The sequence below is a fragment of the Leucobacter sp. GX24907 genome (assembly GCF_053567335.1).
In genome coordinates this window covers 508,608-535,493 of the sequence record NZ_JBSGPD010000001.1, presented here as the reverse complement: position 1 = coordinate 535,493, position 26,886 = coordinate 508,608, and the positions used below count along the sequence as shown (strand labels likewise).

20 protein-coding genes are annotated in these 26,886 nt (G+C 64.4%); 1 reads left to right on the top strand and 19 read right to left on the bottom strand.

Annotation, left to right across the window (positions count from 1 at the left end; translation table 11 throughout):
• Window positions 1-84: 84 nt before the first annotated feature.
• From ACUYV6_RS02505 to galE, 13 genes are all read right to left on the bottom strand, one after another.
• Complete coding sequence (locus ACUYV6_RS02505) at window positions 85-1,155, bottom strand: NAD-dependent epimerase/dehydratase family protein (RefSeq protein ID WP_449277063.1); 1,071 nt, start codon at window positions 1,153-1,155, stop codon at window positions 85-87.
• Complete coding sequence (locus ACUYV6_RS02500; RefSeq protein WP_449277062.1) at window positions 1,145-1,867, bottom strand: IspD/TarI family cytidylyltransferase; 723 nt, start codon at window positions 1,865-1,867, stop codon at window positions 1,145-1,147. Before ACUYV6_RS02500 ends, ACUYV6_RS02505 begins: the two co-directional genes overlap by 11 nt.
• A gap of 4 nt (window positions 1,868-1,871) precedes the next feature.
• Entirely contained in the window at window positions 1,872-3,488 is a 1,617-nt protein-coding gene (locus tag ACUYV6_RS02495; protein WP_449277061.1) for a CDP-glycerol glycerophosphotransferase family protein, read from the bottom strand.
• Between the two features lie 129 nt (window positions 3,489-3,617).
• Window positions 3,618-5,297, bottom strand: coding sequence for an S-layer homology domain-containing protein (locus ACUYV6_RS02490; RefSeq protein ID WP_449277060.1), 1,680 nt, complete (start codon window positions 5,295-5,297; stop codon window positions 3,618-3,620).
• A gap of 33 nt (window positions 5,298-5,330) precedes the next feature.
• Entirely contained in the window at window positions 5,331-7,517 is a 2,187-nt protein-coding gene (locus ACUYV6_RS02485) for an N-acetylmuramoyl-L-alanine amidase (protein WP_449277059.1), read from the bottom strand.
• Window positions 7,518-7,590: 73 nt separating this feature from the next.
• Entirely contained in the window at window positions 7,591-8,448 is an 858-nt protein-coding gene (locus ACUYV6_RS02480) for a glycosyltransferase (protein WP_449277058.1), read from the bottom strand.
• 219 nt (window positions 8,449-8,667) lie between these two features.
• A complete protein-coding gene (locus ACUYV6_RS02475) occupies window positions 8,668-9,657 on the bottom strand; it encodes a hypothetical protein (protein WP_449277057.1) in 990 nt (329 codons plus the stop codon).
• Between the two features lie 78 nt (window positions 9,658-9,735).
• Window positions 9,736-11,247 (bottom strand): sunset domain-containing protein, encoded by a 1,512-nt coding sequence (locus ACUYV6_RS02470; protein ID WP_449277056.1) that lies wholly within the window; start codon window positions 11,245-11,247, stop codon window positions 9,736-9,738.
• A 358-nt stretch (window positions 11,248-11,605) separates the two neighbouring features.
• Window positions 11,606-12,586: a glycosyltransferase gene (locus tag ACUYV6_RS02465; RefSeq protein ID WP_449277055.1), complete on the bottom strand. Its 981-nt coding sequence runs from the start codon at window positions 12,584-12,586 to the stop codon at window positions 11,606-11,608.
• Between the two features lie 423 nt (window positions 12,587-13,009).
• Window positions 13,010-13,264 (bottom strand): addiction module protein, encoded by a 255-nt coding sequence (locus tag ACUYV6_RS02460; protein WP_449277054.1) that lies wholly within the window; start codon window positions 13,262-13,264, stop codon window positions 13,010-13,012.
• A gap of 95 nt (window positions 13,265-13,359) precedes the next feature.
• On the bottom strand, window positions 13,360-15,000 hold the full coding sequence (locus tag ACUYV6_RS02455; protein WP_449277053.1) for an LTA synthase family protein: 1,641 nt from the start codon (window positions 14,998-15,000) through the stop codon (window positions 13,360-13,362).
• A gap of 3 nt (window positions 15,001-15,003) precedes the next feature.
• The gene (locus tag ACUYV6_RS02450; protein WP_449277052.1) at window positions 15,004-16,452 is read right to left on the bottom strand and encodes an LCP family glycopolymer transferase; all 1,449 of its coding nucleotides are present in this window, start codon (window positions 16,450-16,452) and stop codon (window positions 15,004-15,006) included.
• On the bottom strand, window positions 16,449-17,462 hold the full coding sequence (gene galE / locus ACUYV6_RS02445; RefSeq protein WP_449277051.1) for a UDP-glucose 4-epimerase GalE: 1,014 nt from the start codon (window positions 17,460-17,462) through the stop codon (window positions 16,449-16,451). The genes ACUYV6_RS02450 and galE overlap by 4 nt, the downstream gene beginning before the upstream one ends.
• Window positions 17,463-17,731: 269 nt before the next feature.
• Between galE and ACUYV6_RS02440 the strand changes: the two genes are divergently transcribed.
• Window positions 17,732-18,910, top strand: a complete 1,179-nt coding sequence (locus ACUYV6_RS02440; RefSeq protein WP_449277050.1) for a glycosyltransferase — start codon at window positions 17,732-17,734, stop codon at window positions 18,908-18,910.
• A gap of 79 nt (window positions 18,911-18,989) precedes the next feature.
• Here ACUYV6_RS02440 and ACUYV6_RS02435 read toward each other — a convergent pair whose 3' ends face one another.
• The 6 genes from ACUYV6_RS02435 to pseF are packed head-to-tail and all read right to left on the bottom strand — an operon-like array spanning window position 18,990 to window position 26,882.
• Complete coding sequence (locus tag ACUYV6_RS02435; RefSeq protein WP_449277049.1) at window positions 18,990-21,554, bottom strand: tetratricopeptide repeat protein; 2,565 nt, start codon at window positions 21,552-21,554, stop codon at window positions 18,990-18,992.
• A complete protein-coding gene (gene pseI / locus ACUYV6_RS02430) occupies window positions 21,551-22,684 on the bottom strand; it encodes a pseudaminic acid synthase (protein ID WP_449277048.1) in 1,134 nt (377 codons plus the stop codon). The genes ACUYV6_RS02435 and pseI overlap by 4 nt, the downstream gene beginning before the upstream one ends.
• Window positions 22,681-23,562 (bottom strand): NAD-dependent epimerase/dehydratase family protein, encoded by an 882-nt coding sequence (locus ACUYV6_RS02425; RefSeq protein WP_449277047.1) that lies wholly within the window; start codon window positions 23,560-23,562, stop codon window positions 22,681-22,683. The genes pseI and ACUYV6_RS02425 overlap by 4 nt, the downstream gene beginning before the upstream one ends.
• Window positions 23,562-24,785, bottom strand: a complete 1,224-nt coding sequence (locus ACUYV6_RS02420) for an ATP-grasp domain-containing protein (protein WP_449277046.1) — start codon at window positions 24,783-24,785, stop codon at window positions 23,562-23,564. Before ACUYV6_RS02420 ends, ACUYV6_RS02425 begins: the two co-directional genes overlap by 1 nt.
• A complete protein-coding gene (gene pseG, locus ACUYV6_RS02415; RefSeq protein WP_449277045.1) occupies window positions 24,782-26,203 on the bottom strand; it encodes a UDP-2,4-diacetamido-2,4,6-trideoxy-beta-L-altropyranose hydrolase in 1,422 nt (473 codons plus the stop codon). The genes ACUYV6_RS02420 and pseG overlap by 4 nt, the downstream gene beginning before the upstream one ends.
• Window positions 26,190-26,882, bottom strand: coding sequence for a pseudaminic acid cytidylyltransferase (gene pseF / locus ACUYV6_RS02410; RefSeq protein ID WP_449277044.1), 693 nt, complete (start codon window positions 26,880-26,882; stop codon window positions 26,190-26,192). The genes pseG and pseF overlap by 14 nt, the downstream gene beginning before the upstream one ends.
• Window positions 26,883-26,886: the final 4 nt, after the last annotated feature.

The window sequence follows — 26,886 nt, the reverse complement described above, 5'->3', positions numbered from 1 at the left end:
TCCATTCATCGCAAAGATACCGCGATCGATTCATCTACGCCCGTTGCGCGAAGGGGGATACTTCCCATCGCCGCGATCACTCAACTAAATCAGCACTCCATCCTCATACGACCGAATCGCGCGGTCGACGCCCTGTGCGAGCGTCGTCGACGGCTTCCATCCAATCGACTCCAACCGCCTGGCATCGAGGCCGAGCGAAGGTACCGGTGAGAACGATCGGCTGTCATCAGGGTTCACGAAGTTGAGCTCGAGGCACTTGTCTGGTCTCGCGGCAGCGAACACCTCGGCAAGTTGCCTGATACTTACGTTACCCGCAGGGTCTGCGACGTTATAGACGGGCTGATCACCAAGCAAGTGCGCAGTAAAGGCTCCTAGGGCCGCGTCTGCTACGTAGGTATAGGTACGAGTCGCTGCGCCAGCGCTCATCATGCGCACGTTGCGTCCGTTCACCACATCGGCAAGAAAGTCCGCCTGTACGCGGCCGTCATCAAGGGCCATGCCTGGTCCATAGATGTGCCCGAATCGGAGCACCAACGGGGCAATTCCGAACTCCGCCTGGTACGCCGCGAGAGCTGTCTCCGCCACTCGCTTGCCCTCGGAGTAAGCTGCGCGCGGTGCAAAATGCTGAAGCCCGCCGATCGCATCCTCGTTGATCAAGTCGACGTGAGACACCGCCCCATACACCTCTGATGACGACAGCAACACGAACGAGCCACCGCCGGCCGCAACTTGCGCGTCGAGGAGGTTGATCGTGCCTAGCACGTTCGCCTTCAATGTGGTTGTCGGGGACTGATTGTGCAGCGAGGGGCGTGCCGGGGAGGCTCCATGAAATACGGTTGCGTACTCTGCATCGAAGCTACGGACCTCGCTGACATCTCCGACCTGCAGGGAGAAGTCTTCCCGTTGCAGAGCGCTGCCGAACCGCTGCTCAGCCTTGGCGCGGTTACGAACGAGACCTGCAACATGCAGGTCGAGATCGTACAGCTCGTTCGCGGCCAGAAGGGCTCCTACAAGGTACATCGGGATCATGCCCGATGCGCCCGTTACGAGGATGCGTTGCCCACGGTACTTCTCCCAAGGAAGCTCAGCATCGGCAATAGCCCGCACATCTTCCTGGAAGACCTGCGATTCGAAGAGGACGATGTCATTCGCCACCGAAGGCCTCCCGATCTTCAACCAAGGTCATGAAGGTGCGGCAGACGTAGTAGTCAGACGCCGTCGTGATCTTGATGTTCGTGCGGGGTCCCTCGACCCGATGCAGCTGATGACCGTAGTTACGCATGAGCGTGCACGAGTCGATGGAATCGTTCTCACCGTCAGCGACTGCCTGATCGTATACACCCAGGATATCTGCCAGCTTGAAGCTCTGCGGAGCCTGAGCCGTCCAGAGCGGATCGCGGGGAATCACCTGACCGATCCCCTCACCATCTTCGACCACCACGGTCTCCGTCATCTTGGTGCACGTGATCGCTGAACCGTGTTGTTGCACGGCGTGAATGTTGCGGGAAACGAGATCCGCGTCGATCAACGGCCTCACGCCATCATGGATCAGCACGACCGCGTCTTGTCCTTCGTCCGCAGCAACCGCGCTCAACGCTTTATGACGGGATTCCTGCCCCGTGGCTCCACCATCGACGATCCATCGAACTTTGTCGAGTTCGTAGCGGGAGAGGAGCCGTTCAAAGTAAGAGCGGTACTCGGGAAGGATTGAAACTGCAATCGCATCGATCTCAGGGTGTTCCTGGAACACCTCGAGCGTGTGCACGATCACCGGACGACCATGAATCTCGAGGAACTGCTTCGGGCGGGTACTGCTCTTCATCCGGGACCCTACGCCGCCCGCGAAGACTACTGCGATGTTCGTCATGCTCTCAATTCACCTGCGATGGGGTCGGATCTGACAAGATGAGCTGGTCGATCACCCGGTCCGAGTTGTTCGTATCAATGTAGTCGAAGTTCTCTGCCAAGAATGCTTCGGTCTTATCCAAGGAAAGATTCGGATCAGCAATCAGTTCCAAGAACTGCCCGAAGTCAGTCGCGATCTCTCCCGGCGCGGCCTCACGATAGTCACGATGCATGCCACGCGTGGCCGAGTACACCTCGAGGTCAGGCGCGAAGAACACCATCGGGCGCCGCAGCAGTGCGTATTCGTAGATGATCGAGGAATAGTCGGTAATGAGCACGTCTGAAACCAGAAGCAGATCATTGGTGTCAGGGAACTCAGAGACGTCGATAAGTCGATCCCGGAACTTCTCAGGGATCGGAGCCGGATCCAAGATGAAGTGATGCTGCCTGAACAGCACGACACTGTCCTCGCCGCAGGCGGCGTACAGGGCGGCGAAATCAAACGCGGCATAGGAGTAGTGAGCATCCCCCGCACCGCGGCCTCGGAACGTCGGAGCGAAGAGGAGCTTCCGCTTTCCGACCGCGGCAGGGTAGGACTGATCGAAGATCTGCCGTACCTCTTCCTCGCGCCCTTCTCGAAGGAACCCATCGATACGCGGAAGTCCGGTAGCAATTACCGCCTCCCGCTCGATGCCGAAGGCCTCACTGTAGACATCTCTGAGGTGCTGAGACCCGCAAATCGCGTAACTGTACAGTCGATGCGAGTTAGTGAGGTGCGGCGAGCCGTACTGCCCGAATCTGCTGTACCCGATGGATTTGAACCCGCTGCCGGCGTGCCAGAGCTGAATGACCTTCTGCTTTGAGGTGTCCGACAGGTCCATGAGCACCGGGAAATAATCATCGACAAGCACGATGTCGGCCTTCCCCATCTGCCAGCCGAGCCGAAACGCTGACGAACGTGATGTGGAATGGTGCGTTCGGAAGGAATACCGGAAGTCGAACTGCTGATCCAGGCCACGCTCGACCATACGATCGTGCACGGCTTTCAGGTTGCCCTGCATATTCGGCCGGGCTTCGGAGGCAAAGAGAATGCGCTTGCTGTCTTTCTTGCGCAGCCTCTGACCAAGCCGGAAGATCCTCCGCAGGACCGAACGCTTCCGCTTCCTCCACCATTTGCGAAGCTTCGCGATCCTCTTGGCACGCCAGTTGGGGGCCTTCGGACGTCCCCGCCCGAACGCATACGTCCACACCATGAGATCAGGAGCGTCTTCATCGTCGGAGATTCCAAACGTCACCGTATATGAGGAGTACCCCTGGTTATACACGAAGGCTCGTGATTGATCATCGAGCTCGCGCACGCGCGTCAGGTCGAAACGCGCTACCAGTTGCGTCGAGTCGTTCCTGGCGACGAGGCGCCATGCGCCGTTCGGAACCTGCTTGCGCTCATGAAATCGAGTGACGTTGAGGCGACCTTCGTAGCGTCCCGATGCAAGTACCGTGGTGTCGATCGGCAGCAAGGGCGCATCTGGGTCGTCAGCTGACATCAAGTAGAAGACGAAGTTCTCGTTCCGCGGCAGCTCTGCTTCGAAGCTCAGCATGACACGGTCCCATCGGAACCCTACGACCTCAAATGAGTCCTTCACCGACGCACCTCATCCCTACTTGGTTCAAGCGACAGCAGGGCTCTTCGGGTACGCCCAACTGCACCAACATCTGCCCTAGATTACCAGCGCAGCTTCTGCCCATACGCCCGAACCCATCTCGCGCACAGTTCAGAGCTTGTCGTATCTGTAGAGGAATGCGGCCATCGCCTGCCGCGTCACCTTACTCCCCGTCCGATAATCACGCGCACCCGAAGAATGCTTATACCCATTCGCCAACCCCGTCGAACGCATCCACGAGATCTCCCGATAGAACTGATGACTCTTCGGCACATCCCTAAACGGAGACGTCGCCGGCGCCTTATACCCCGAAGACCCCGAATCCAACCGGAACAAGAACGCCGCCATCGAGCCACGATTCACCTGACTCATCGGCCGATACTCCGGCTTACTCCCCGCCTTCTTATAGCCCTTCGCCAAACCCTCCTGATGCATCCAGACAATCTCCTTGTAAAAGGAATCGCCCCGCTTCACATCAGAGAACGGCGACTGCGCCGGCAACTTCACCGAAGGAGAACCACTCGCCCGATACAAAAACGCCGCCATCGCACGACGCGTCGTACCATCCATCCGGTTAAATCGGGCCGCTCCCCCAGCCTTCGGCACAGTACCGTTCGCGAGACCCTTGCTGGCCATCCATTCGATCTCGGTATAGAACTGGGAGGTCTGTGGCACATCTGGGAACGAAGTATTCGGCATTCCGAACCAAGACTTGTACAGAATGAAGAAATTGATGTTGCCGTAGGTTGAGCACTTATCGGCAGCGCCAAGGCCATCTTTGTAACGGATCGCTGCAGCGTTCGGGGTGTACGGCGTGTAATAGTAGAGCGCCGCAGTGGCCTTGTTCTCAATCGTGACACGCTTGGTTCCGCAGTTCTTCGCTGCCACGTTATAGCCGATGTTGAGAGGCTTCCCCAGGGGGAACCAATTGAAGGTCGCGGTATCCATGCCGTAGCGCTTGAGTCGCTTCGTTCCATGCCACACCTGATTGAAGAAGCCGTAGTAGGCCTTATCGCAGTTCGCGCTTCCGCCCTTGCCCGTGTCAGGGCAGGCGTACCCCATCGCACGGTCGTAGTTCTGTTTCGAAGGTGACGTAACGCTGACGAGACTCTGTTCCTTCTGCAACATCACGAGTACGACTTGCGGACTGATGCCGCACGCCTTTGAGACCTTGGCGATGATCTGAGCCGCCGTTTCGCCACTCCGACCTGCGTAGGCTGCGCAGTACTTATCCGCAGCCTTCTTCGTGGTGGTCTCCTTGTAATTGCGCAGGCTCTGGGCCGTCGGTTTCGGCACCCGCTGGTTCAGGAACTGCTGAATCTGCGCGGCCGACATCGCAGTTCCGTTGTAAAAATTGGCATCCGAAATGATGTAGCCGGCCTTAAAGCCCGTGGAGGGCCGACCTGCTGAGAACACTGCTCCGATTCCGGACAACGCAGTATCGGGAGCGTCGATCTGCTTGCTCTCCAGAGGCTCCCCAGGAGCCTCGCTCTCTGCTTTCTCGACCGGTTCGCTCTCTTCTCCCCCATCCACCGGTTCGCCCCCATCAATTGGAGGATCCTCTGCGTCCTCCGAGGGGTCAGATCCATCGGAGTCCTCTGCGCCGGTTTCGTCCTCCTCATCAGGTTGAGGAGTTTCCTCCGGAGCGGGAGTTTCGATAGCCGAATCGTCAGCGGATAGCGGTAGGGCGGCGACCGATACTCCTGCATCAGTCGCAATGAAACCGACAAGCAGCAATACGGCAGCGGAAAGCATGCCAAGTGCCCGCCTGATAACTCTGCCCTGTGTCATTCTGTTCTCACTTCCAGCCTCCAATGGCGAGATCTAGCGATGGGCGTCGCGGTAGAGGAATGCGGCCATCGCCTGCCGCGTCACCTTACTCCCCGTCCGATAATCACGCGCACCCGAAGAATGCTTATACCCATTCGCCAACCCCGTCGAACGCATCCACGAGATCTCCCGATAGAACTGATGACTCTTCGGCACATCCCTAAACGGAGACGTCGCCGGCGCCTTATACCCCGAAGACCCCGAATCCAACCGGAACAAGAACGCCGCCATCGAGCCACGATTCACCTGACTCATCGGCCGATACTCCGGCTTACTCCCCGCCTTCTTATAGCCCTTCGCCAAACCCTCCTGATGCATCCAGACAATCTCCTTGTAAAAGGAATCGCCCCGCTTCACATCAGAGAACGGCGACTGCGCCGGCAACTTCACCGAAGGAGAACCACTCGCCCGATACAAAAACGCCGCCATCGCACGACGCGTCGTACCATCCATCGGCGCAAAATAGGTGCCGTTTGCTTTCTTCGTGCCTTTCGTGATGCCCTGCTTAGACATCCAAGCGATCTCCGTTGCGAACTGATCTGTGGTCCAGACGTCGGAGAACGGTGCGACCAGTTTGCCTTGCAACTTCGACGCGTACGTGGCTACTTTGTTGCGGATCGCAGGAAGCCTCGCATAGAACGCGTCGCCCGGGCATACTGTGGGCATCGTCTGCCGGTGCCCCATGATCTTCGGAACCGTACGGCCCTTGTTATCGGCGTGCGGAATCCAAGTTGTGCCCTTCGGATCCTTGATGCCGTGCTTCTTGAACATCCATGCGATCGCCTTCGCGACGGAGTCCTGAGCCTTCGCCGTCGGCGCGGAACCCGTGTAGGTGCCGAGAACGGAGATGCCGAACGTCTGCCAGTTCGCGCCGATCGCCTGCGCACCGAACGGGGACTTCGTCAAGGAACCGTAGCGGCCTTCCCAGACCCCGCCGTACTTGTCGACGAGGAGTTGATACCCCATATCGCCATAGTTCTGCGTCACCGCATGGAAGTAGTAGATTCCGCGCAACAGTCCTGGAACCTGCGCCTGCGTGTAATTATTCGAGCCTGCAGTGTGATGCACGACCGCACCTGTGTACTTGATCTGGCATTTGTAGGTGCCGTAGGTGCACTCACCGGCGGAGTTCCCGAACTTCAGGCCTTCGTCGGCTCCCCAGGCCGCACGGCTCTTGATCGTCAAGCCGAGACCGGTATTCACGTTCGCAGCCGTGGTCACCGACGGTGCCGTGGCAGGTATCGCATCCTCCGACGCGTTCTCGCCCTTCACAGCGAGTGCGGGGTGCGCTGTCGTGCCATTCGTCAGCACTGCACCATCCGCCGTAGTCCCGGTGCCCTCAGTCACGGGCTCGTCACGGAACTCTTCGGTGGGAGCCTCGCTTCCATCCTCGGCCGGCTCCTCCGGAGCGACTTCTTCATCAGCCTCGGTACCCGGGGCGGAATCGGCATACGGGTCGGACGGCGGCGGCACCTCTGCCGGCCCACGATCCTGCGCAGCATCATCGTCGACGCCTTCGATCGCGTTCTCGACCGGATCCTCACCCCGCGGGTCGACCACCGTGACATCGAGATCTCCGACCAGCTGGCCGTCAGCAGTAAAAGCGACAACTTCTAGGGCCTCAGCATTCGCGATGAACACCGGCTCCGTGCTGCCTGCAGGCGCATCAGCGACCTCGGCCGGGCGATCCCCCATTGCCTCGCCGGTCGCCTCAGTCTCGATCTCCTGCCAGGCAGTCCACTCGCCCGCAGCCAGCTCACGGTACTCGATACGCACGGGTTCCGCGTCGCTGCGAGCCCAGGTCACACCGAAGACCGCAATGTCAGAGTTGAGATCGACCCGTGCAGCCCCCGCAGACGCAGCGTCGTCGCTCGTCACCTCTTCGGCGAGCGACTCCTGCTGCAGCTCACCCTCGTGCTCGGGAACCGCGGCGCTCTCCGTGTAACTCGCGGCCACATCGACCGGTGCGAGGCTCACCTCACTGGTGGTCGGATCAGCAACCGAACTCTCGACCGGCGCGTTCTCGATCTTCGCGCCATCGATGCTCTCGGCACCGCCTGTGCTGCTCTCGGCGAATGCCGGTGCGGCAACCAATGCCGACGCCAGCATCGCTGCGCTCATGACCCCCGCCAGACCTGCAGCGCGTACGTTCCGCTTCCCCATCTCTCCCCCGATCGACATCCCTCAACCTTACAGGGAGCTGAACGGCGCGCCTCAAGAGGTTTCGCGATTGTGATGCTAGGGCAAATGAGACTCACCTGTCGCCTGGGAGGCCTCCTCCGATGAAGCGCCGGAAGAGCACACGCTTCACCCAGGCCGGCATCAGGCGGTACGCGCCCTTCATCACGACGTTGCGCAGATACTGGCCGCGCGAGACGAACCCCATGCGAAGCAACTCGCGTTGCAACCGCCATTCGGTGCGCGCTTCACGCCACCCTCCGCGTCGGGCAAACGCCCCCGCCCCGACCCGATACGCGAGCAACGGATCGGCAATATTCTCCACTCGCGCTCCCGACGCGATCATTCGCACCCCGAGCCAGTAATCCTCCATCTTGCCGAACGCCTGGTAGTCGCCGATGCGCGCAAGCGCCTCCCGACGATACATCATCGTGGGATGGTTAAACGGGTTATGCGTGCGGGCATGCTCGCGGATCCGCTGGGCACCCACCGGAGGAATGCGGCGGGCGGCCGGTCGGTCAGGATCGTGCTCGAACTCTTCCATGCCCGTACCCACCAGGTCGTACCCCTGCGAGATCAGCGCCCACTGGCGCGCGAAACGATCCGGGCGCGACACGTCGTCGGCATCCATACGAGCGATCACCGGCTGCGAACACGCCCCCAGGCCGGCGTTGAGCGCCTCGGTGAGCCCGCGATTCTCGGGCAGGCGAACGATGCGGACCGGAATCAGACTTTCTGCCTCGATCCTGCCCAACTCTGCGGCGAGCGCCTCAGCCACCGGACCGTCCTGCACGATGACCGCCTCTGCCGGACGCAGCGTCTGCGCGTCGACTGAGCTCGCGAAGGCCTCCCGCAAAAACCGGGGATCGTCTCCCGCGTAGACGGGCAGCAGCAGCGAGAAGGCTGGTTCCACTGGGTCGGATGCGCTCGTCATAGTGCTCTCAGCCTAGCGAAGGCTTCTCGTCGTTCTCCGCTGTCGCAGATTGCTGCACCGGCTGCTTCCAGTCACTTCGGCTGTCGCAGATCGAGGGGAAGGGGCCGTCATGAACTTCATCTGCGCCAGCGGAAGGCTCGATCCTGCGAGAGACCAGAAGCAGTACTGCGCATTGCACCCGCACTGCCGACGCCCCTGTCAGCGAAGGATCGCGCCCGCTCACCCCGACCACCCGCGCTCTCGCAGAGCCCTCACCAACCTGCCCCGCAACACCGAAGCTCGGCGATACTGGAGATCGGCAGTCACCCGCACCACCTTCCAGCCGACCTCCTCGTAGTCGCCGTACTTGTCGATGTCACGGTTCCACTGCCCGACCTCACTGCGGTGCTGGTCGCCCTCGTACTCGGCGACCACACGGTACTCCGGCCAAGCGAGTTCGGAGCACCCCAGCAGGCGCCCCCTCGTATCGAAGATGTCGACGTCGAGCTCGGGCGCGGGCAGCCCCCAGTCAGCGCAGAGCAACCGCAGATGACTCTCGGGCACCGACGCGCTCGCTGTTGTCAGCTGAGGCAGCGCCTCTGCAAGCCGACGCGACCCCATCCACCGCATGGACGTCGCTGCTTCTCGCAGCTCGGCAATGGTGGCGAACGGAGGACGCTCCAGACGATTCGTGCCCGGGATCCGCGGACGTCTGATCACCGCATCGCCCAACGCGATCAGATCGTGAAGCGCCAGCTCGGAAGCGAGCATCGCCCACACCGCCGCCGGCGCGGGAACCGGCACTCCTCGACAGGTTCCCAGCGGCACCGCACTCTCGCGAAGCTGCCGCCCCCGCACCCCGACGCCTCGCGGCGCTCGATTCGGGGCAAAGCACGCAATATCGAGGTGATCCGTGTTGCGCGATGGTACTGGCAGACCGAGCAGCGCCGCAGCGGTACGGTGGCTGAAGAACTTGCCCTCGCCCAGTGCACGGGCAACGTCGAGCGCATCGCGCACCTGCTTGCGACGCCACGCCTCAGCCGGATGGAGTGGTGTCGCTGCGTTCGGGGTCGAGTTCGACCGCGGGACGACTCGCCGATACACCCCGTAGAGGATCCGCTCGACATCAGGATGCCGCAGACGCCAGGCCTGTACCCCCGCCGCGCGAGCCTCGGCACTCGTGAACACACGCCCGAGTACCGTGGGAAGCGGCGCGAGGGGTTTCGACATGAGTACAGCGTGCATCGCCCAGCGCCCCTGCGGGAGACCGAACGGTGAATCTGTGGATGACTCGCCAGATCTCAGTGCTTAGCGCATCGAACGACGGTACCCCGCATGACGTGCAGCAGCCTCGGTGCGGAAGCAATCCTCGGGAATCGTCCGCGTGTAGTAGGCACCTCCACGCACGTGATAGATCATCGAACTCGCGTTCCCCTTGATCGGCGCCCAAGCCGGGCAGTCCCACAGTGAGGCGGGCGCCGCGCGGTTCGGGTACTTCACAACCTTTGTCTTCGCCGACGTGCGCACCTCAGAGGCGTAGCCCTTCTTCATGCCCTTCACGGTCAACGTGATGCGCGCGTTCAGGTCGGCTGCCTTGACCTTGTAACTGGACTTGGTCGCGCCCTTGATGCTCTTGCCGTTGCGCTTCCATTGATACGAGAACTTGGTACCCGACGTCCAGGTTCCACGCTTCGCGACCAGCTTCTTACCGACCGCTACCGATCCGCTGATCTTCGGCTTCGCGGCCTTCAGCACCTTCGGCACCTTCTTGGCCGCCGACGTCTTCGTTACCGAGACATACCCGCTCTTTGCGCCACGCACCTGCACGGTGATCTTCTTACCGGCATCGGACTTCGTCAGGCGGTAAGTCGACTTCGTCGCACCCTTAATGGCCTTACCGTCGCGATACCAGCGGTACCCGAGCTTCACCGGTACCGGCTTCCAATTGCCCGGCTGCGCCTTGACCACGCTGCCCGCTCTGACCGTGCCAGTCACCTTGGGCTTCGGAGTCGCAGTCAGCGTACGCAGCACCGCTGCGGTGGCCTTCGACGTCTTCGCAGCCGTCGTGTAGCCGGTGAGCTTGCCCGTGACCGTAACGGTGATCTTGGCCTTTGCGTCGGCGGACTTCAGTTTGTAGCTGGACTTGGTCGCACCCTTGATGCTCTTGCCATTGCGCTTCCACTGGTACGAGAACTTCGTACCCGCGGTCCAGCTGCCCGCACTGGCCTTGACGGTCTGGCCGACGATCGCTTTGCCACTGACCTTGGGCGTAGCTGTCTTGAGCACTCCTGCGGCGATCGCCTTCGTTTGCGCCGAGACAACTGTTCGCTCTGCATACCCGGGGTGAGTACCCGTGACCCGCACCGAGATCTTCTTGCCCAGATCACTCGCCTGCAGTTTGTAGGTGATCTTGATGGCGTCGGGGATGAGCGCCCCGTTGCGCAGCCACTCGTAGCTCAGCTCAACTCCAGCAGGCTGCCACCCTTGGGTTTCCGCCTTCAGCGTTTGGCCGACCGTAGCCGTAGCCGGGATCTTGACAGTTCCAGCGATAATCTCGGGGGCCGGAGGTTCTGTTTCATCGGGGGCTTCTTCGTCGGGGACCTCTTCTCCTGGTGCTTCTTCGCCCGCGCCCTCTTCACCGGAGTCATCTGCATCGATGTCATCTGTGTCGGCGCCGCCACCTGCCAGGTCGTCAGTGCCGATGACTCCGATGCCCTCGCTTGGCGCAGCATGGGCCGGCGTGGCTGCACCCGTTTCGACAGCGACGGCGCCTCCCAGCACCATCGCCGCAGCCATCAACAACCCCAGTGCGCGCCGCATCAGTTCTCCCCGTGGTTCCGTCGAAGCATTGAACCGTCACGCTCGTCGCAATAGTCCACACTCGTTAATGACAATAGTCGATAACTGTCGATTATTACACGAGTGTGGAATCGATGGCACGCTCAGCTGACGCAGAGTGCACTCATTCAGGCCTTTTCGTCACACTCTGCGACAGCGGAACCGTTGATCGTGGCCGACAGGACAAGAGTGACGATAGCTGCCACCCCGTGAGCAAGCCGCAGCGTCAGTGCGAAGCACCCTCAGCGTCAGCGCGAGGCACCCAGCATCAGCGCGAAGCACGTTCAGCATCCGCGCGACGCGAAGCTTCACGGCCAAGAGCAGCGAAGCCCGCTCAGGCTCAGCGCCGAGTCTCACCAATCGTGAGGTCATCGATCGAGACACGCACATCCACCGGAACACCGGCTTTGCGCAGCACCTCGCGAGTCGGCCTCGGTGGTCGACCCCAAGCTTCCTTCCACCCTCGCCGCAGGCAGTCGCGCAACTGTGCCCGATCATCAGATGCCCGGAACGTGCGCAGCCAGCGACGTGCCGTCGCAGCGCTATAGAGGATCTTCTCCCAGGGGTAGAGCGCAGAGCTGCGGCGGAACACCCAGAGCTTGTTGCGCACCTCGAAGAAGAAGCGCGGGCCCGGGTCTGCGTCGCTCGACCCGCGCTTCGCGGTCTTGTGCATGACGACCGAGGCAGGCGCGTACAGACCGCGCGCACCTCGCAGCAGTCGAGCCGAATACTCGAAGTCGTCGTTCCAGAGGAAGTAGTCGGCGAGCGGCAAGCCGAGCTCGCGCACCCGCGCCGCACGCAAGAAGGCCGACACGAACGAGATGGAACGAATCTCCATCGCTCCGACCGCTGCAGCACGGTCGCGTTCGCCCTGCGAGGCACGAATTTTCGCCTTCGGCGTGTTCATCGGGTGGTCTTCACCGTCGGTCCACACCACACGCGACCCCATCACGGCGAGGTCGTCGGGCCCGGTCGCCCGATAACGCTCATGGGTCTCAAGTGCCCCGGCGAGAGCGTCAGGGCCGGGCACGGTGTCGTCATCCATGACCCACACCCAGTCAATGTCGGGGTCGACCACGGCAGCGGCGATCCCGACAGCGAAACCGCCTGCACCGCCGGTGTTCTGCTCCAACCGAATGAGCCTCGCCCGGGTGCCCCACGGTTCGAGCAGCGTCTCGGCCACCTCGGCCGACCCGTCAGTCGACGCGTTATCGACGACGATGAGGTGGTCGACCGGACGGCTCTGCGCAGCGAGCGCAGTCAGCGCCTCACGGAGCAGTTCCTGCCGGTTGTAGGCGACCAGCACCGCGGTCACACGCATTCGGGACTCCCATCCGGGCGCCGCTCAGACGCCCACCCCAGTGTAGAACAGCCGATTTCAGCACGGCGGCACAGAGCCGCCACTCAGCGCAACACTGTGGGCACGCTCACGACATTCCGGTCGTCCGGCGAGCCCAGTATCCGGGTCGGCGCTTCTCGTGTGCGTAGGCGATCAGGGCCACTACATCGCCTCGGGAGTAGTAGACGACACGGTAGGGGAAGTTCCCGATTCGACGGCTGCGAATCAACGGCGGGGGCTCCCAATGCGCGACCGGTGGCCATGCGTTCGGAGTCTCGCCTGCATCGTTGCGGGCCCTCTTCGCGGCAACAGCGAACACTTCCCCAGCTCCGGCCCGATCTTCATAGTGCTGGATCGCGTCAAGAAGTTCTTCTGCCGCCTCGGGATGCACGCGAAGCAGAGCGATCAGCCCCGGAACTTCGCCAGCAGGTTGTCCACTCGAGCGTCAACGTCGTCAGTGGTCAGGAGCTCGACTTGCCCCGACTCCACCTCATCGATGCGACGGCGGAACTCCGCATTCCACGCCGACTCGACTTCCGTCTGCGATACTTCCGTATCGCTCTCATCGAGAGCCTGAATGCCGCGATGGATCAACGCCGCGAGGTCGCGCTTGTCCAGCGCGAGCATCGCCTGCTCGACCTCGGCAACATTCATGGACATGCCCCCAGTGTACGCCGGAGGTTTCTCATCTGCCCAGGAACCCGGGCACAGCACGACCGCTCTCGCCGCCACTCAGCGCAACACAGTAGGCACGCTCACGACATACCGGTCGCCCGGCGCCCCCAGATGTCACGGAAGAAGTCCGACGACCGCGACCGCACCAGGTCGAGGTACTCCCTGTCAGAAAGATCGAGCACGGTGCCGGAGCCGATCTCCTCCTCGGTCGCGAGCGCGGAGACGCTGATGCCGGCCCGGTGTCCCTCGAGCTCGAAGCCGAGCAGTTCGATCAGCGTCGGGTAGAGCGCAAACTGATCGAAGTCGTCGCGCGCGAACTCCGTCCCGTTTTGCTGCAGCCCTTCGGGCACGTGAATGCGATTGAAGATGGTGCGACCCTCGCGGTCTTCCAGTTCATCTTGGAACGCATTCCAGTCGGCGAGCGTCTTCAGGTGGTCTCCCATGACGACCACGACGGTGTCATCGAGGTAGCCCTTCTCATCCATGAAGCCGAGAAAGCCTGCGACCTGCTCCATCGAGCAGTAGGTGATGTCGACCATGTCTTCGGACTCGGCGGGCCCGCCCGATCCCTCATCATCGACTGCACCGTTCGCCGCTCCTGTCGGGCAGTACCGGTGGCGGTAGGCGCTCTCGTGCGTGTCGAGCGTGAGCATGGTGAGGTTGAAGGGCTCCCCCGACTCATGCAGCTGCGTGATCTTCTTGCGGGCCTGCGCCATGAGCTTCCGGTCGCTGAGCCCCCAGTCCGACCGCACCTCGGTCTCGCCTTGCTCCCGCCACTCCTGCAGCCCGTTGACCTCGTCGTAGCCGTGCTCTTCGAGGAAGTCGCGCTTCGACGCGAACGAGGTGTCGGCACCGCCCAAGTAGACGTTGCGATACCCCTGGTCGTGCAGCACCTCTCCGAGACATGTCGCACCGGGCATATAGCGCGCGTCGCCGATGCCGAGATTGAGCTGACTCCGATCTGAGAGCGATTGCGCCGAGCGCAGCGGGATTCCGCACTGGGTCGCGACGATGCCGGCCATGGTCCAGCCGCCGCCCTCGTATTCCCGCAGGGCCGGGATCTGCTCCCAGTCGGTCGTGGCCTGCTGCACCGGCCGCAGCATGTTGCTCCCGAAGAGCTCTTCATCAGCGAAATCGTTCTCGATGGACTCGAGATAGATAAGTACGAGATTGGGGCGGTCGATATCGGGGCCGCCGGGATCGGAGCGATCACGCTCACCGCCCGCAGGACGCTGCCCCTCGGCATCGCTCTCCACGACTCGCGGCGCGACATAGACATCGGAGAGATCAGCGTCGGTGGTGAGCGATGCGATGTACTCCTCGACGCCGGTGGCATCACTGAGGATCGCGCCGCCGCCGAGAGGCACCAGCACTGCGAGCAGCATCGCACCGCCGCGCAGCGCCCACCGCTTCCAGCCGCGCAGCAGGTCGGCAGCATGGAGTTCGCGTCGCGACTTCTCGACGAGCAATGCGAGCAGCAGGGTGATCACGAGTGGTACGACCACGATCATGACGACCGCGCCGCCGACGAGACCACCGCCGCCCGCGCCTTCCCCACCGACACCGTCGAGATTCGCGAGCGCCTGATCGACGCTCACCCTCCCGAACGCGCTGCGCACCCAGATTCCGGCGCCCGCGAACATGAGGCCGGCGAGCACCAGCACCCAGAGGCCGACGATCGCGACCGCCCACAGCGCGCGCCGCAGCTGACTGCTCGTCATGGCCTACTCGCCCTCGGTTTCCTCCTGGGGCGACGACGAGGCGACGCCCTCGGCGACCAGCTCTCGCACGGCCGCATAATCGGGGCTCTCAGGGTCGACCGCGGGAGGCGTCAGCTCGACCGTCACCGGCGTGTGCTCGCGGGCATCGTCGGCGAGGTTCACGAAGGCACCCAGCATCGAACGGGGAATGTCGGTCTGCACGAGCGCCGTACCGGCTTCGAGGATGTCTTGGAAGCGCAGCAGCACGTTCTGCGGGTTCATTTGGGCGAGGATCGCCGCCTGCAATTCGCGCTGACGCTCCATACGGTCGTAGTCGCCGTTCGCCGACCCGTAGCGCGAGCGCGCGTACCAGAGGGCGTGCCACCCATCGAGGTGGTGGTCGCCTGGCTCGATCCACTCGTCGACGTTCACGAGCTCGCCCGTGTACTCATCGATGTTGCCGCCGACGGGCAGGCGCTCCTTCACCGTCATGTCGACGCCTCCGAGGGCGTCGATGAGCTTCGAGAAGCCGTCCATGTCGATGAGCACGTAGAACTGCACTTCAAGTCCTGTAGCTCCGGTGACAGCATCCTTCGTCGCTTCGATGCCAGGCGTCGAGCCGCGTGACACCGCGTCGGGGTAGAGCGGGTTGCCGTACTTCTGCGATGCGTCGTTCGGCGACAGGAACTCCGACATCTCGGTGTTCAGCGCGTTCAACCGGCAGAACGGAGCATCGCCCACGTTGCAGCCACCCCATTCGCCGAACTCGTTGGGCGCGACGCCGTAGCCGTTCGGGTGGATCTCATGCATCGGCGAGCTCTCGGGGAACGGCATGGAAACGAGTTCACGAGGAAGGCCGACGATCATCGACTGGCCCGTCTCGGCGTCGACGCTGATGAGCGAGATGCTGTCGGGGCGCAGACCCTCGCGGTCGTCGCCCGCGTCAGCACCGAGCAGCAGAATGTTGTAGCGACCATCGACCGGGTCGACCGGGGGCGCCCCTGCGAAGAGGTCGAGGGCCGGGCGTGCGGCGGAGATCACCGACGAGGCCCACGCGGCACCGGCGACGGGCACCAGGGTGAGAATCGCGGCGAGCATGGCAACCGGCACGCGCCAGTTCTTCGAGACGCGCACGAGCCGCGTGATCACGAGTGTGTTGAAGCCGAGCACGAGCCACAAGACGGCGTAGGCGAGCACGAGCCACTGGGCGACCAGCAGCACGATGCCGTTGGTCAGTACCGAGATGGTGAATGATCGCGCGAACACCACGCCGAGCAGTGCGAGGATCGCGATCCCGATCAGTGTGAAGGTGGCCGCGAGACCGAAGCGCCCCAGCTTGCGGTTGCCCGCAAGCACCTGGGCACTCCCTGGCAGCAGGAACCCGAGCACCACGAGCCACCGTGCCCGCTTGCTCATCAGCGGAGGCGACTCGAGATCGGGGTTGCGCAGCGGCCGTTCGAGGTCGAGGGTCATGCGCGGTAGCCTTCCGGGTTCGCGGACTGCCAAGTCCAACTGTCTCGGCAGGCATCGGCGAGGGTGCGCTCAGTGCGCCAGTCGAGTTCGGTGTTCGCCAGTGACGGATCGGCGACGACTTCGGCCACGTCACCATCGCGGGGTGGAACAACGTCATAGGGTACCGGCTTGCCCGAAGCCTCTTCGAAGGCGCGCACGACCTCGAGCACGCTCGAACCCGTGCCCGAGCCGAGGTTGTACGCCGCGACCCCCGGGGTGAGCCGCTCGAGCGCGGCCACGTGCCCCTCCGCGAGATCCATGACATGAATGTAGTCGCGTACCCCCGTGCCGTCGGCAGTGGGGTAGCCGTCACCGAAGACGCTCAGGCGCTCGCGCTTGCCCACCGCGACCTGTGCGATGAACGGCATGAGATTGTTCGGGATCCCTGAGGGGTCTTCACCAATGCGCCCTGACGGGTGCGCCCCGACCGGGTTGAAGTAGCGCAGCAGTACCGCTGCGAGCTCGGGACGGGCGCGCTGCGCGTCACGAATGATCTGCTCGTTCATGAACTTGGACCAGCCGTACGGGTTCGTGAGACCGACGCCCACCGGGTGACTCTCGTCTTGCGGCAGGTACTGCGGGTCGCCGTAGACGGTCGCCGACGAGCTGAAGACCATCCGCGTTACACCTCGCCGACTCATCTCATCGAGCAGCACGAGCGTGGAGGCGAGGTTCACCCGGTAGTACCGGGTCGGCTGCGCCACCGATTCGCCGACCGCCTTCAACCCGGCGAAGTGGATCACCGAATCGAATTCGACGTCACTGAGCGCTGCCTCGGCCGCGACGCGATCCGCCAGATCCGCCTCCACCACCGGGATCTCTCGCCGCGTGAGCTCCTCGACTCTGCGCACCGCTTCGACGCTGCTGTTCGAGAAATCATCGAGCACCACGACCTCGTGACCGTGCTCGAGCAGCACGAGAGCCGTGTGAGATCCGATGTAGCCGGCACCGCCGGTCAGGAGAACACGCATGGAGACAAGGTTACGTCGACCCACCGGCTCAGGCTCGGAACCCGCCGAGAAGCGCGAGGTGCAGCCCGTCTGAGACGCGGCCGAAGGATGTCAGCTTCGGGGTGGCCACCGCCCTGACCATCGACCCGAGCATCGACGCCTGACGAATAACCATCGTTCGCGTAAGAACCGGAGCGAATGTGTGGCTGATTTATCGTGTTTTCGCCTATTTCCCAAGCTGGGGTTCAATAGACTCTCAAACAACACTCGAAGGCGACGGGAGGTGGCACGTGACGACGCTCACTCTGATCGGCGAACCCTTTCCCGACTGGGAAGCCTCCTTTCAGCGTTCAGCTCTCGAGGACCTCACGACCGCACTCGCGGAGACGGCCCCCCGTGCCTGCAGCACACGACTGCTGATCGGACGCGGCAGCGAAGAGCCCACCGGCATCACGAACCCGCGCGCCCAGGTCGCCGCCCTGCCGATGGCCGCCTCGGTACTCCCGGTGATGTGGCAGAGCGGCACCACCGCCCGTCCTCTCGACGGCGAGTTCGTCCACTCGCTCACCCCGATGATGCCGCTCCGCGCCCGCGCCGGTGACGACGGCACGCAGACCTCCGTGACCGTCACCCACACGCTCGCGTGGGAAGCGCCGGCGCTGCTCGGCTCCACCCACGCACGGCTGTACCGAGCGTTCGTGCGCCGTGCCATTAAACATGCCGACGTCATCGTCACCCCGAGCTACGCCGTCGCCTCAGTACTGCAGCGGCGCTACGGCTCCGACATTCCCGTGCAAGTGCTGCCGCTCGCCGCACCGACTGCCCTGCTGCGCCCGGCGGATCATGCGGAGCGCCGCGCAGCCCTCGGCCTGCCGGAGAAGTACTTCGTCACCACCGCGACGCCGAGCGAGACCGGGCGTCTCGACTGGGTGCTCGAGGCTCTGCGCGCCGATCCCTTCGGCCCGCACGTCGTCGTGCTCGACGGCTGCAGCCCCACGGCAGTCGCACAGGGCAGCAGCTCGAAGGATTCCAAAGAGTCCAAGGACGCGAAAGATGCGAAGGGCAAGACCGAGTCGCAGACCACCTCGAACGTGACCGAGGCCATTCCGGAGGAATTGCGTTCGCGCGTCACCGTCGTGCAGCCCCGCGACCTCGCCGATATCGGCGCCGTCATCGCGGGGGCCGATCTGCTGCTGCAGCCCGAAGCCCTCGCCGACAGCGGATACCTGCTGCACGCCGCACTCGCGGCGGGAGTACCGGTGCTGCACGCCGACTGCGCGGTCGCCCGCGAGATCACGCTCGACGCCGGTGTCTCAGCATCGACGCCCGAGGAGTTCCGCACGGAGTTCGCGCGGCTCTCGGGCGACGGCGCGCTCACCTGCCTCTCGGTGCAGGCGAACGACCGCAGCCGCTCGTTCGGGTGGCGCAACACCGCCTGGCAGCTCTGGGAGCTGCACGCGAACCTCTAGGCGGATCGAGCTACTCGACTCGGTCGGATCTCCACGCAGTCGGGTCTCCACACAGTCAGGTCTCTGCACACACGCCCTACTAGACCGCAGCCATGCCGAGTTCTTCGGCCAGATCACGCTGCTGCCGGGAGCGGATCGCCTCCCAGTTCTCTCGAACGGTCAGCGATTCCAGGAAGTTGACCGTGTCGGGCACGTTCAACACCTCGATTCCTCCACGGCGAACCGAGAGGTACTCCCGAACCGGCAGCTGTTCGCGCACGATCAGCCCGGGAACCCCCCGTGCCGCACCCTCCAAGAGTGCCGACGACCCCACTGACACCGACGCGTAGACCGGGTTCGGCAGGGTCAGCCGCATCGGATGCGCAAGCTCCCGCTCCCAGTCGGCAGCACGGCCCACGATCTCCTCGAGCCAGCCCTCGAACTCTCCCGAGAGCCCCCGGGGCTTGAAATACACCCTTACTTTCCCTGCTCGCACGAGGCCTTCCAAACCGGTGAAGAGGTCACGATACGCCTGCTCGTGCCGCTCGATCGAGAGGATCGGCAGGTTGCGCATGACCGGCCTTCCGCCCATCACCACCAGTGAGACGGGCGCACCCTCCTGCCACTCCACACGTTCCGCCTGTTGCGAGATCATCAACGACGACTCGTGCCGCACATCGAGGCCCGAAGAGCTCTCGCGCCAGATGCTCGCCCCGCTCTCAGTGATGCAGTGCACCGTCGCGAGCTCCTCCGGCGCGTGATACTTCACGTGCACCGGATTCGACGAGTGCGGCCAGACGTGCACGCGGCCGCCACGTGATCGCATGCGATCTGCGATGAGCGACGGCTCGGCGTACAGGTAATCGCCGATGTGCACGTCAGTGACCCCGTGCCGCTCGAAGAGCTCGTCGGCACCCCGCACGAGCTCAGCGAAGTACGGGAGCATCGCCTCGGCGAACAGCTTCTCCCAATCGCGCGTATCGACGGTGCCGACCGAAAGCCAGGCATCCATCATCGCCCCCGGCGTCGGGTCGATGCGATTCCAGGATCGCCGCAGCTCGGTCTCGAACACGAAACCCGGCAGCGTCGAAGTCGCCGGGTGCAGCGAGGTGTGCACGTCGTACGAGATGCGATGGGTCTTCGTGCGGTCATAGGCGTACTCCGAGATCACGGCGCCGGAGTTCAACACGATTGGCGCTTCGTCGAGGCGGTCGATGAGCCGAGTCACCGAACGAATGCCCGAGGGCACGATGAGGTGCTTCGACGTTTCGGGCGGTTCGACGAGGGGGGTTCTGCGCGGGCGTATCTCGGTCACCTGCGGCTTGGCGCGCAGGGCCATGGGAACCGGCTTCTCCTGCACGAGACGCCCCAGCCCCTTGTGCTTTGCCTGATGCACGAAGTGAACGAACTGCACGTTCGCGCCGAGTGCGCGGAGCGCGTCGTACAGGTAGAAGACCTGCATCGGGCTGCTCGGGTAGCTGACGAGGTAGCGCAGGGTGAGCGACTTGAGTTCGATCAGGATCGGCCGACCCCCGCTCTCCGCAACGATCTCGCGGGCGAGACGATCGACTGGCAGTCTCAGCACGATCTCGTGCTTCACGAAGTGGAACACTGCCCGGGCGAGGGCATCGTCGCTCACCCCGACCTCGCGACCGCGCCCACGGGCGAAGCGGCGGGAGGCGAGCCAGGCGGCATCGCTCACCCGATCGGTGGGAGACTCGCGTTCCGGCCAGTTGTCGCGCTCCGCGAGCTTGCGAGTGGCGTGCCTGATGCGATGCTCGCCCCAGATGTTCCCCGCGCGCACGATCGTTTCGTACGAGCTGCCCTTGCGAACGGTCAGCATCCGCAGCTCGGTCTCGGAGGTCGGCCCGGCCACTTCGAGGTCGTCGAGCAGGCGCTCGGCGGCGTCGAGGCGTGCCAGCAGGTCTCTCGGGAGCGGCGAGGTCATCCGCTTCTGCGCAGCGTCGATGACGGCCCTGATCCCGCCTGCCCCACTGTGGTCTGCGAGGCTCGGGAGCATCTGCAGCAGGAGTTCGTGGTTCTGCGGGTAGTCGCGGAAGGCGAGGAGCGCGATCTCTGCCGCTCGCCGCTCATCGCCGCAGACCTGGAGCACCTTGAAGACACGGAGGTAGGTCACCGGGAGTGGGCTGGCCGCGGCTTCCTTCCACCACTGATCCCAGCCCGCGACGATTCTGCGCCAGGCCAGTTCGTACCAGTCGAAATCGGTGCCCCGCTGCGGCAGCGCGCCGACCTTGCTGGATCCTGTGCCGTTCTGTTCCGGGGCGTCGAGCGCACGTTGCCAGTAGCCGAGTGACTCGCTCCACCGTTCGCGCGACATCGCGAGCTCGGCCGCGCCGCGCAGCAACACCTGGCTCCAGGGGAATCGTGCGATCCCCGCCTCAAGCGTCTTCGCCGCGTCAGGGTTTCGTCGCAGCCTCGCGTACCCCTGCGCGAGCCGCAGATAGTTTCCGGGGTTCGCCAGCGTGATCGACGTGCGCATCGCCTCCGGCACGATATCGACCACGCGCTCCCAGTCGCCCTGGAGATAGGCCTGTTCGATCTGCCGGCGCCACTCGGTGGCGCGAGGCTGAAATACATCAGCGACGATCCGCACGTAGGTACGCACGGTGTCGTTGCGGATCAGGTTCGACAGGCCCGCTTTCACTGCTCCGCCTCGGTGCTGCTCGGGTGCTCGGTGCTGCTCGGGTGCTCGGTGCTGCTCGGGTGCTCGGTGCTGCTCGTATGCTCGGTGCTGACCAGGTGGTCCCACGCCACGGGCGTGCCCAGAGGAATGTCATGACGGGCGGTCATACCGAGCACGTCTTCGAGGTGCTTCGGTGGGAGCCCCCGGTTCGGCCGTATGCTGCGCACGTGCTCCTTCGTCAGTACCGTGCCTGCAGCGACATCCGCGACGAAATAGAGCGAGCGGCGGCGCTGCAGCGCACCGGCTTCACCCGCAGTCGGGCCGTAGCTCACGCCTCCGAGCGCGGTGCCGGCGCGCTCGGCTTCTTCGACGAGCGCGCGCAGCTCATGCGGCTCCAACGAGAACGCCGCATCCACACCTCCTGCGTCGCGGGAGAGTGTGACGTGCTTCTCGATGACCACGGCGCCGAGCGCGATTGCCGCGAGCGGTGCCCCGATACCGAGCGTGTGATCCGACAGGCCGACCTCGACACCGAAGCGCTCGCGCATATCCGGGATCGTGCGCAGGTTCGACTGCGCGGGGTCGGTCGGGTAGCTGCTCGTGCACTTCAGGATGACGAGTTCGTCGCACCCGCCGTCCCGCGCCGCGGCGATGGATTCCGCGATCTCTTCTTCGGTCGCGAGCCCCGTTGAGATGATGAGCGGCAGTCCGGTACGTGCCGCGTAGCGCACGAGGTTGTGATCCGTGCTCTCGAGCGAGGCGATCTTCAGGCAGGGAACGCCGAGCTCGACGAGAAAGTCGACGGCCTCCTCGCTGAACGGCGAGCTGAAGCACTGGATGCCGCGCGCAACGGCCCGCTCCATGATGGGTGCGTGCCATTCCCAGGGAGTGTGCGCCTGTTCGTAGAGATCGTGCAGTCGGCGCCCGAACCACAGCGACTCGGGGTTCTCGATCACGAAGTCTGGGTGGTCGAGGTTCAAAGTCATCGAGTCGGCCGTGAACGTCTGCAGCTTGATCGCATCGGCACCGGCCTCTGCTGCCATGTCGACGATTGCGAGCGCGGTCTCGAGTGAACCGTCGTGGTTTCCCGACATCTCGGCGATGATGTAGGGCTTCTCATTCCGACCGATTCGGCGATCTCCGATATTCATTGCCCGTTCTCCTGATCCTTCCATGCCGCGGAAGCGATGTCCTCGGCGCTGATGCGGGGTTCCCACTTGAGGATCTCCCGCGCTACTTCTTGCCGGAGGGCGTAACAGCTGCGATCCTCGCCCGCCACGGACTCGTGCACGACGCGTACGCGATCCGGGCCGGCTGCGACGCACACCGCTTCCGCGAGCCCCGCGATCGTCACCGGCTCGGGCCCCGCGATGTTGATCGGTCGCCAGGCGCCCCGATACCTGAGCGCCCGCACGAACGCTTCGACGACCTCGTGCACGTGCACGAGGTGACGCACCGCCGCCCCGGCCCCATGCACACGGATGAGGCCGTGGTTCGCCGCCTGCCGCACGAAGGCGTTCACCACCCCGAGACCGGGATGGTCTCTCCCGGTCACCTGGCCGAGCCGCAGACTCAATCCAGGTGTGCCGGTGCGCTCGCAGTGCCAGCGCACCACGTCCTCCGACCACAGCTTCGACAGCCCGTAGGGCGTATCCGGTCGGGCATCCGCCTCGGCCGCAGGCTCGGTCAACGTCGCCGGGTACACGAGTCGGGTCGAGGCGTGCACGACGACGCCGACCCGCGCCTCGGTCGCGGCCCGCATGACCTCGTCGGTGAGCACCACATTCGCGTCGAGGTAGTCCCCGACCTGGGCCCGAGGGTTGCTGACCAGCATCCCCGCGAGGTGCACCACTCCGTCGGCGCCGGCCATATGTTTTCCGAGCGCGCCACGCTCACCGCTCTCCCGACACACGAACTCGCCGGCCACGTCTCCTCGCGAGAGCGCCACGACACCCATTCCGAGCTCGCGCAGTCGGCGCACGAGCTCGGTGCCGATGTACCCACTCGCTCCCGTGACCACGACCCGCATCACGGTGTTCCCTCCACAATCTCGTAACCGAGCCGGGCAACGATCGGGTTGGTCCGCCGCGGCAGATCGCCGGGTTCGAGCTGCCACTCGACGTACGCTGCGCCCGGCGTCTGATGGGAGGCGCGGTACGCGGAGTCGGCCTGCATGTCGGGGGAATCGAGGAAGAACCGCAACGAGGTCGGACGGACCTCGAGCTGCGAGGGAGCCTGCGGCGGCGTGTGCGGGGTCTCCTGTGTGGCTACCTGCAGTTCCGTCTGCCTGGCAGCCTGCCACTCGTCACCGCACAGCCGCCCGAGCACATCATCGAGCAGGTCGTAACCGGTGGCCTCGCGCACCATGCGCCACAGGTGGCAGCCGTCGAGTCGCGAGGCGATCTCGATGATGCGCGGGCCGTTGTCGGTCAGCATCATCTGGAAGTAAAGAGGTCCGTCGTGAACGCCGAGCGCAGCGACGGCCGCTCGCACTAGTGCGTTGATCTCGCCCGTCGCGCTCGCGGTCTCGGGCCGCAGCGGCATCGAGTGCGCCTCGGGTATTCCCGTGAGAGGGCCCTCCCACACGTGCCGGTCGGAAGGGATGACCAGCACGGCCTCACCGTCTTCCACGATGACGTGGGCAGAGACCTCGGGGCCGACCAAGTATTCCTCGATGATCGCGTCATTCGAAGTCGACGAGGCGCGTGCTGCAGCGATCGCGGTACCGAGATCTGCCGCGTTGTGCACCACGGAAATGCCACGCTGACCCTGGGCATCGACCGGCTTCACGATGCACGGGAAGAGGTTCCAGTCGGCAGTGCCGTCGCTGTCGGCTGCAGCGGCGTGGCTATCATCAGCCGCCGCACCGCCAACGTATACATACTGCACGGGGCTGGTCCCCGCCTTCGCGAGGGTGTCTCTCAGCACCTCTTTGCGACGCAGCACGCGAGTGAGATCCGCGCCATGGAAGTGCGGCAGCCCCAACTGTTCGCTGACCTCCACGACCGTCGGCATCGCGATGTCCGACCCCACGGAGTACACCAGGTCAACGTCGAGTTCCCGGGCCAGACGAAGCACGGCCTCGGGGTCGGTGATGTCGGCGAGGTGAAAGCCGTCCGCGGCCTCCACGCCCGGGCCGCTCCGCTCGTGCCCGCAGGCGTGGGTCTCGATACCGCGGGCCTGGAGCGCCCGGATCGCATCGACCTGGCCGGCAAGCCCACCGAGTATCAGCGCTCGCTGCACTTTCGTCATCGACGCACTCCTTCTCTCAGATAGCCGTCGGTAATGCAACGCGGCCGTTCGCCATCCGCCTGCACCCGAATACCCACGGGAATGCCCCCGAATTCCACCACCTCGACGCCTCCATGTTTCTCCAGCAGCCGGAAGAACTCGGCGGCCGCCTCACGCCAGGCGGCCGGCCCCGCGTTCGCATCTTGCGCAGCCAGCGCCGAGACGTAGCTCGCCTCGTCGTCTGCTCGTGCAGCACGAACGACCAGCTCACCCGTGACGGTCGTGCCTGCGACGGTCTCGCGCACGTCGGCCTCACTCGCGTCGGCCGATCTCTGGTCGACACCGAGAATCGCGAGCGCCGCACGGGCACTCCCGAAACCGTCAACGATCGCCGGCGCCTCCGGAACCGCACCCTCCGCTGCGGCAGTGATCGCCCGCTCGTAGTCGTCGGGGTGCAGGGCGTCGGCGATCCCGAGCCAGGCACAAGCTCCCGCTGCGGCGAGCGCCCGAGTGACACCGGACTGTTCCTCGCTCACGGTCGTGACGAGGGCCGGCACCCGCATGCACAACCGTTCCCAGGTCGCCGATCCGCTCGCACCGATCGCGAGATCGGCCCGCGCGAGTAGCTCCGCGAGGTTCGGAACGGCGACGTGCAGCGACGCGCGCTCATCTCCGTCGACCAAGTTCCGGAGCTCGTCACTGACACGGTCGTGAGCGCCCACCACGATGTCGACCTGCAGGTCCGTGCAGGCGAGAACGGCTCGCACGGCGCGTTCGGTCTGGGTCGCGGCGTCGGTACCCCCGAAGCCGATGAGCACGCGGCGCGGGGGGATCTGCACCGCCTCCCGCAGCGGACACTGCTTCGCGTACGCCGGGTCCAGCAGCGCGTACCGTGGGCCGAGCAACTGCAGGGTTCCGACTCCGACGAGGCCCCGGTAGCGCGTAGCCGTGCCATCCCCGTACCAGTTGTGATCGATGAGCACGTCAGCGATGTGCGGCCGGTTCGCGAGGTCGTCGATGACCACGACCCGACGCGCATGCCGGTGCGCCTCGTGCTCCCACGCGGCGTCGAGACGGTAGTGATCTACGACGACCGCGTCCCACGCAGGCGATGCCTCGAGGTGCTCGGCATCCGCATCGTGCACCCGAGCCGGCTCCTCCGCGCCGAAGGCCTCCCGCGCATCCCGAAGCTGCGTCTTCGCGTGCAATACGCCGCGATCGGTCGCACTGCCGTGGTCGGTGGTCATCGCGCGCAGCTCGACGCCCGCACGCTGCGCCCGTGCCGCGACCTCGTCGTTCGGATAGCGGATCGCGAGCGTCACTTCAGCACCGGAACGCACCAGTTGGTCTGCGAGCGACAGGCACCTGACGAGGTGCCCGAGCCCGACATCCGATCCGGCATCGGCCCGGATCATGACCCGCGCGCTAGCCCCGTTCATGCCGCACTCGATACAGCGCCTCCGCGCGGCGCCAATCATCGGGGGTGTCGATGTCGACCACGCGCCACGGCTCGATCTCGTACCCGAGCGTGCGGGCGTTCACGACCGCGGTGCCGGTGAGCCAGCTTTCGGCCGATCCCCAGTAGAACTGACCGAGGTCGTAGAAGGCTCGGCCGAGATCCTGGCTCCGGTGCGCCTGAGCACCGGCGTCGACCGGTGCCATGAGCCCCGCCGAATCCTTGGTGAGCGCACGAGCGATCGGGGCCGGGAACTCGGCGACCGACAGCACGAAGTCGACCTCGTTCTGCTCGAAAATCGCGAGCGACGCCGTCACATCGTCGGGTTCGAGCAGCACCGCCGTCGCATAGAACACCCCCAGGGTGCTCGTCCCGTCGAGCTGCAGCTCGCGGATGGCGTGCTGGATCACCGGGCGGGCTCCCGTGAACTCATCGGCGAGCTCCTGCGGTCGCACGAACGGGACTTCGGCGCCCGCCGCGCGCGCGACCTGCGCGATCTCGTCATCGTCGGTGGAGACGACGATCGTGTCGCAGACGCCGCTCGTGCGCAGGGTCTCGACCAAGCGCTCGAGCGCCGGCCGCCCGAGGAACGAGCGGATGTTCTTCTTCGGAATGCGGGTGCTGCCGCCTCGCGCCGGGATGAGAGCTATACGTTCGCCCATCTCG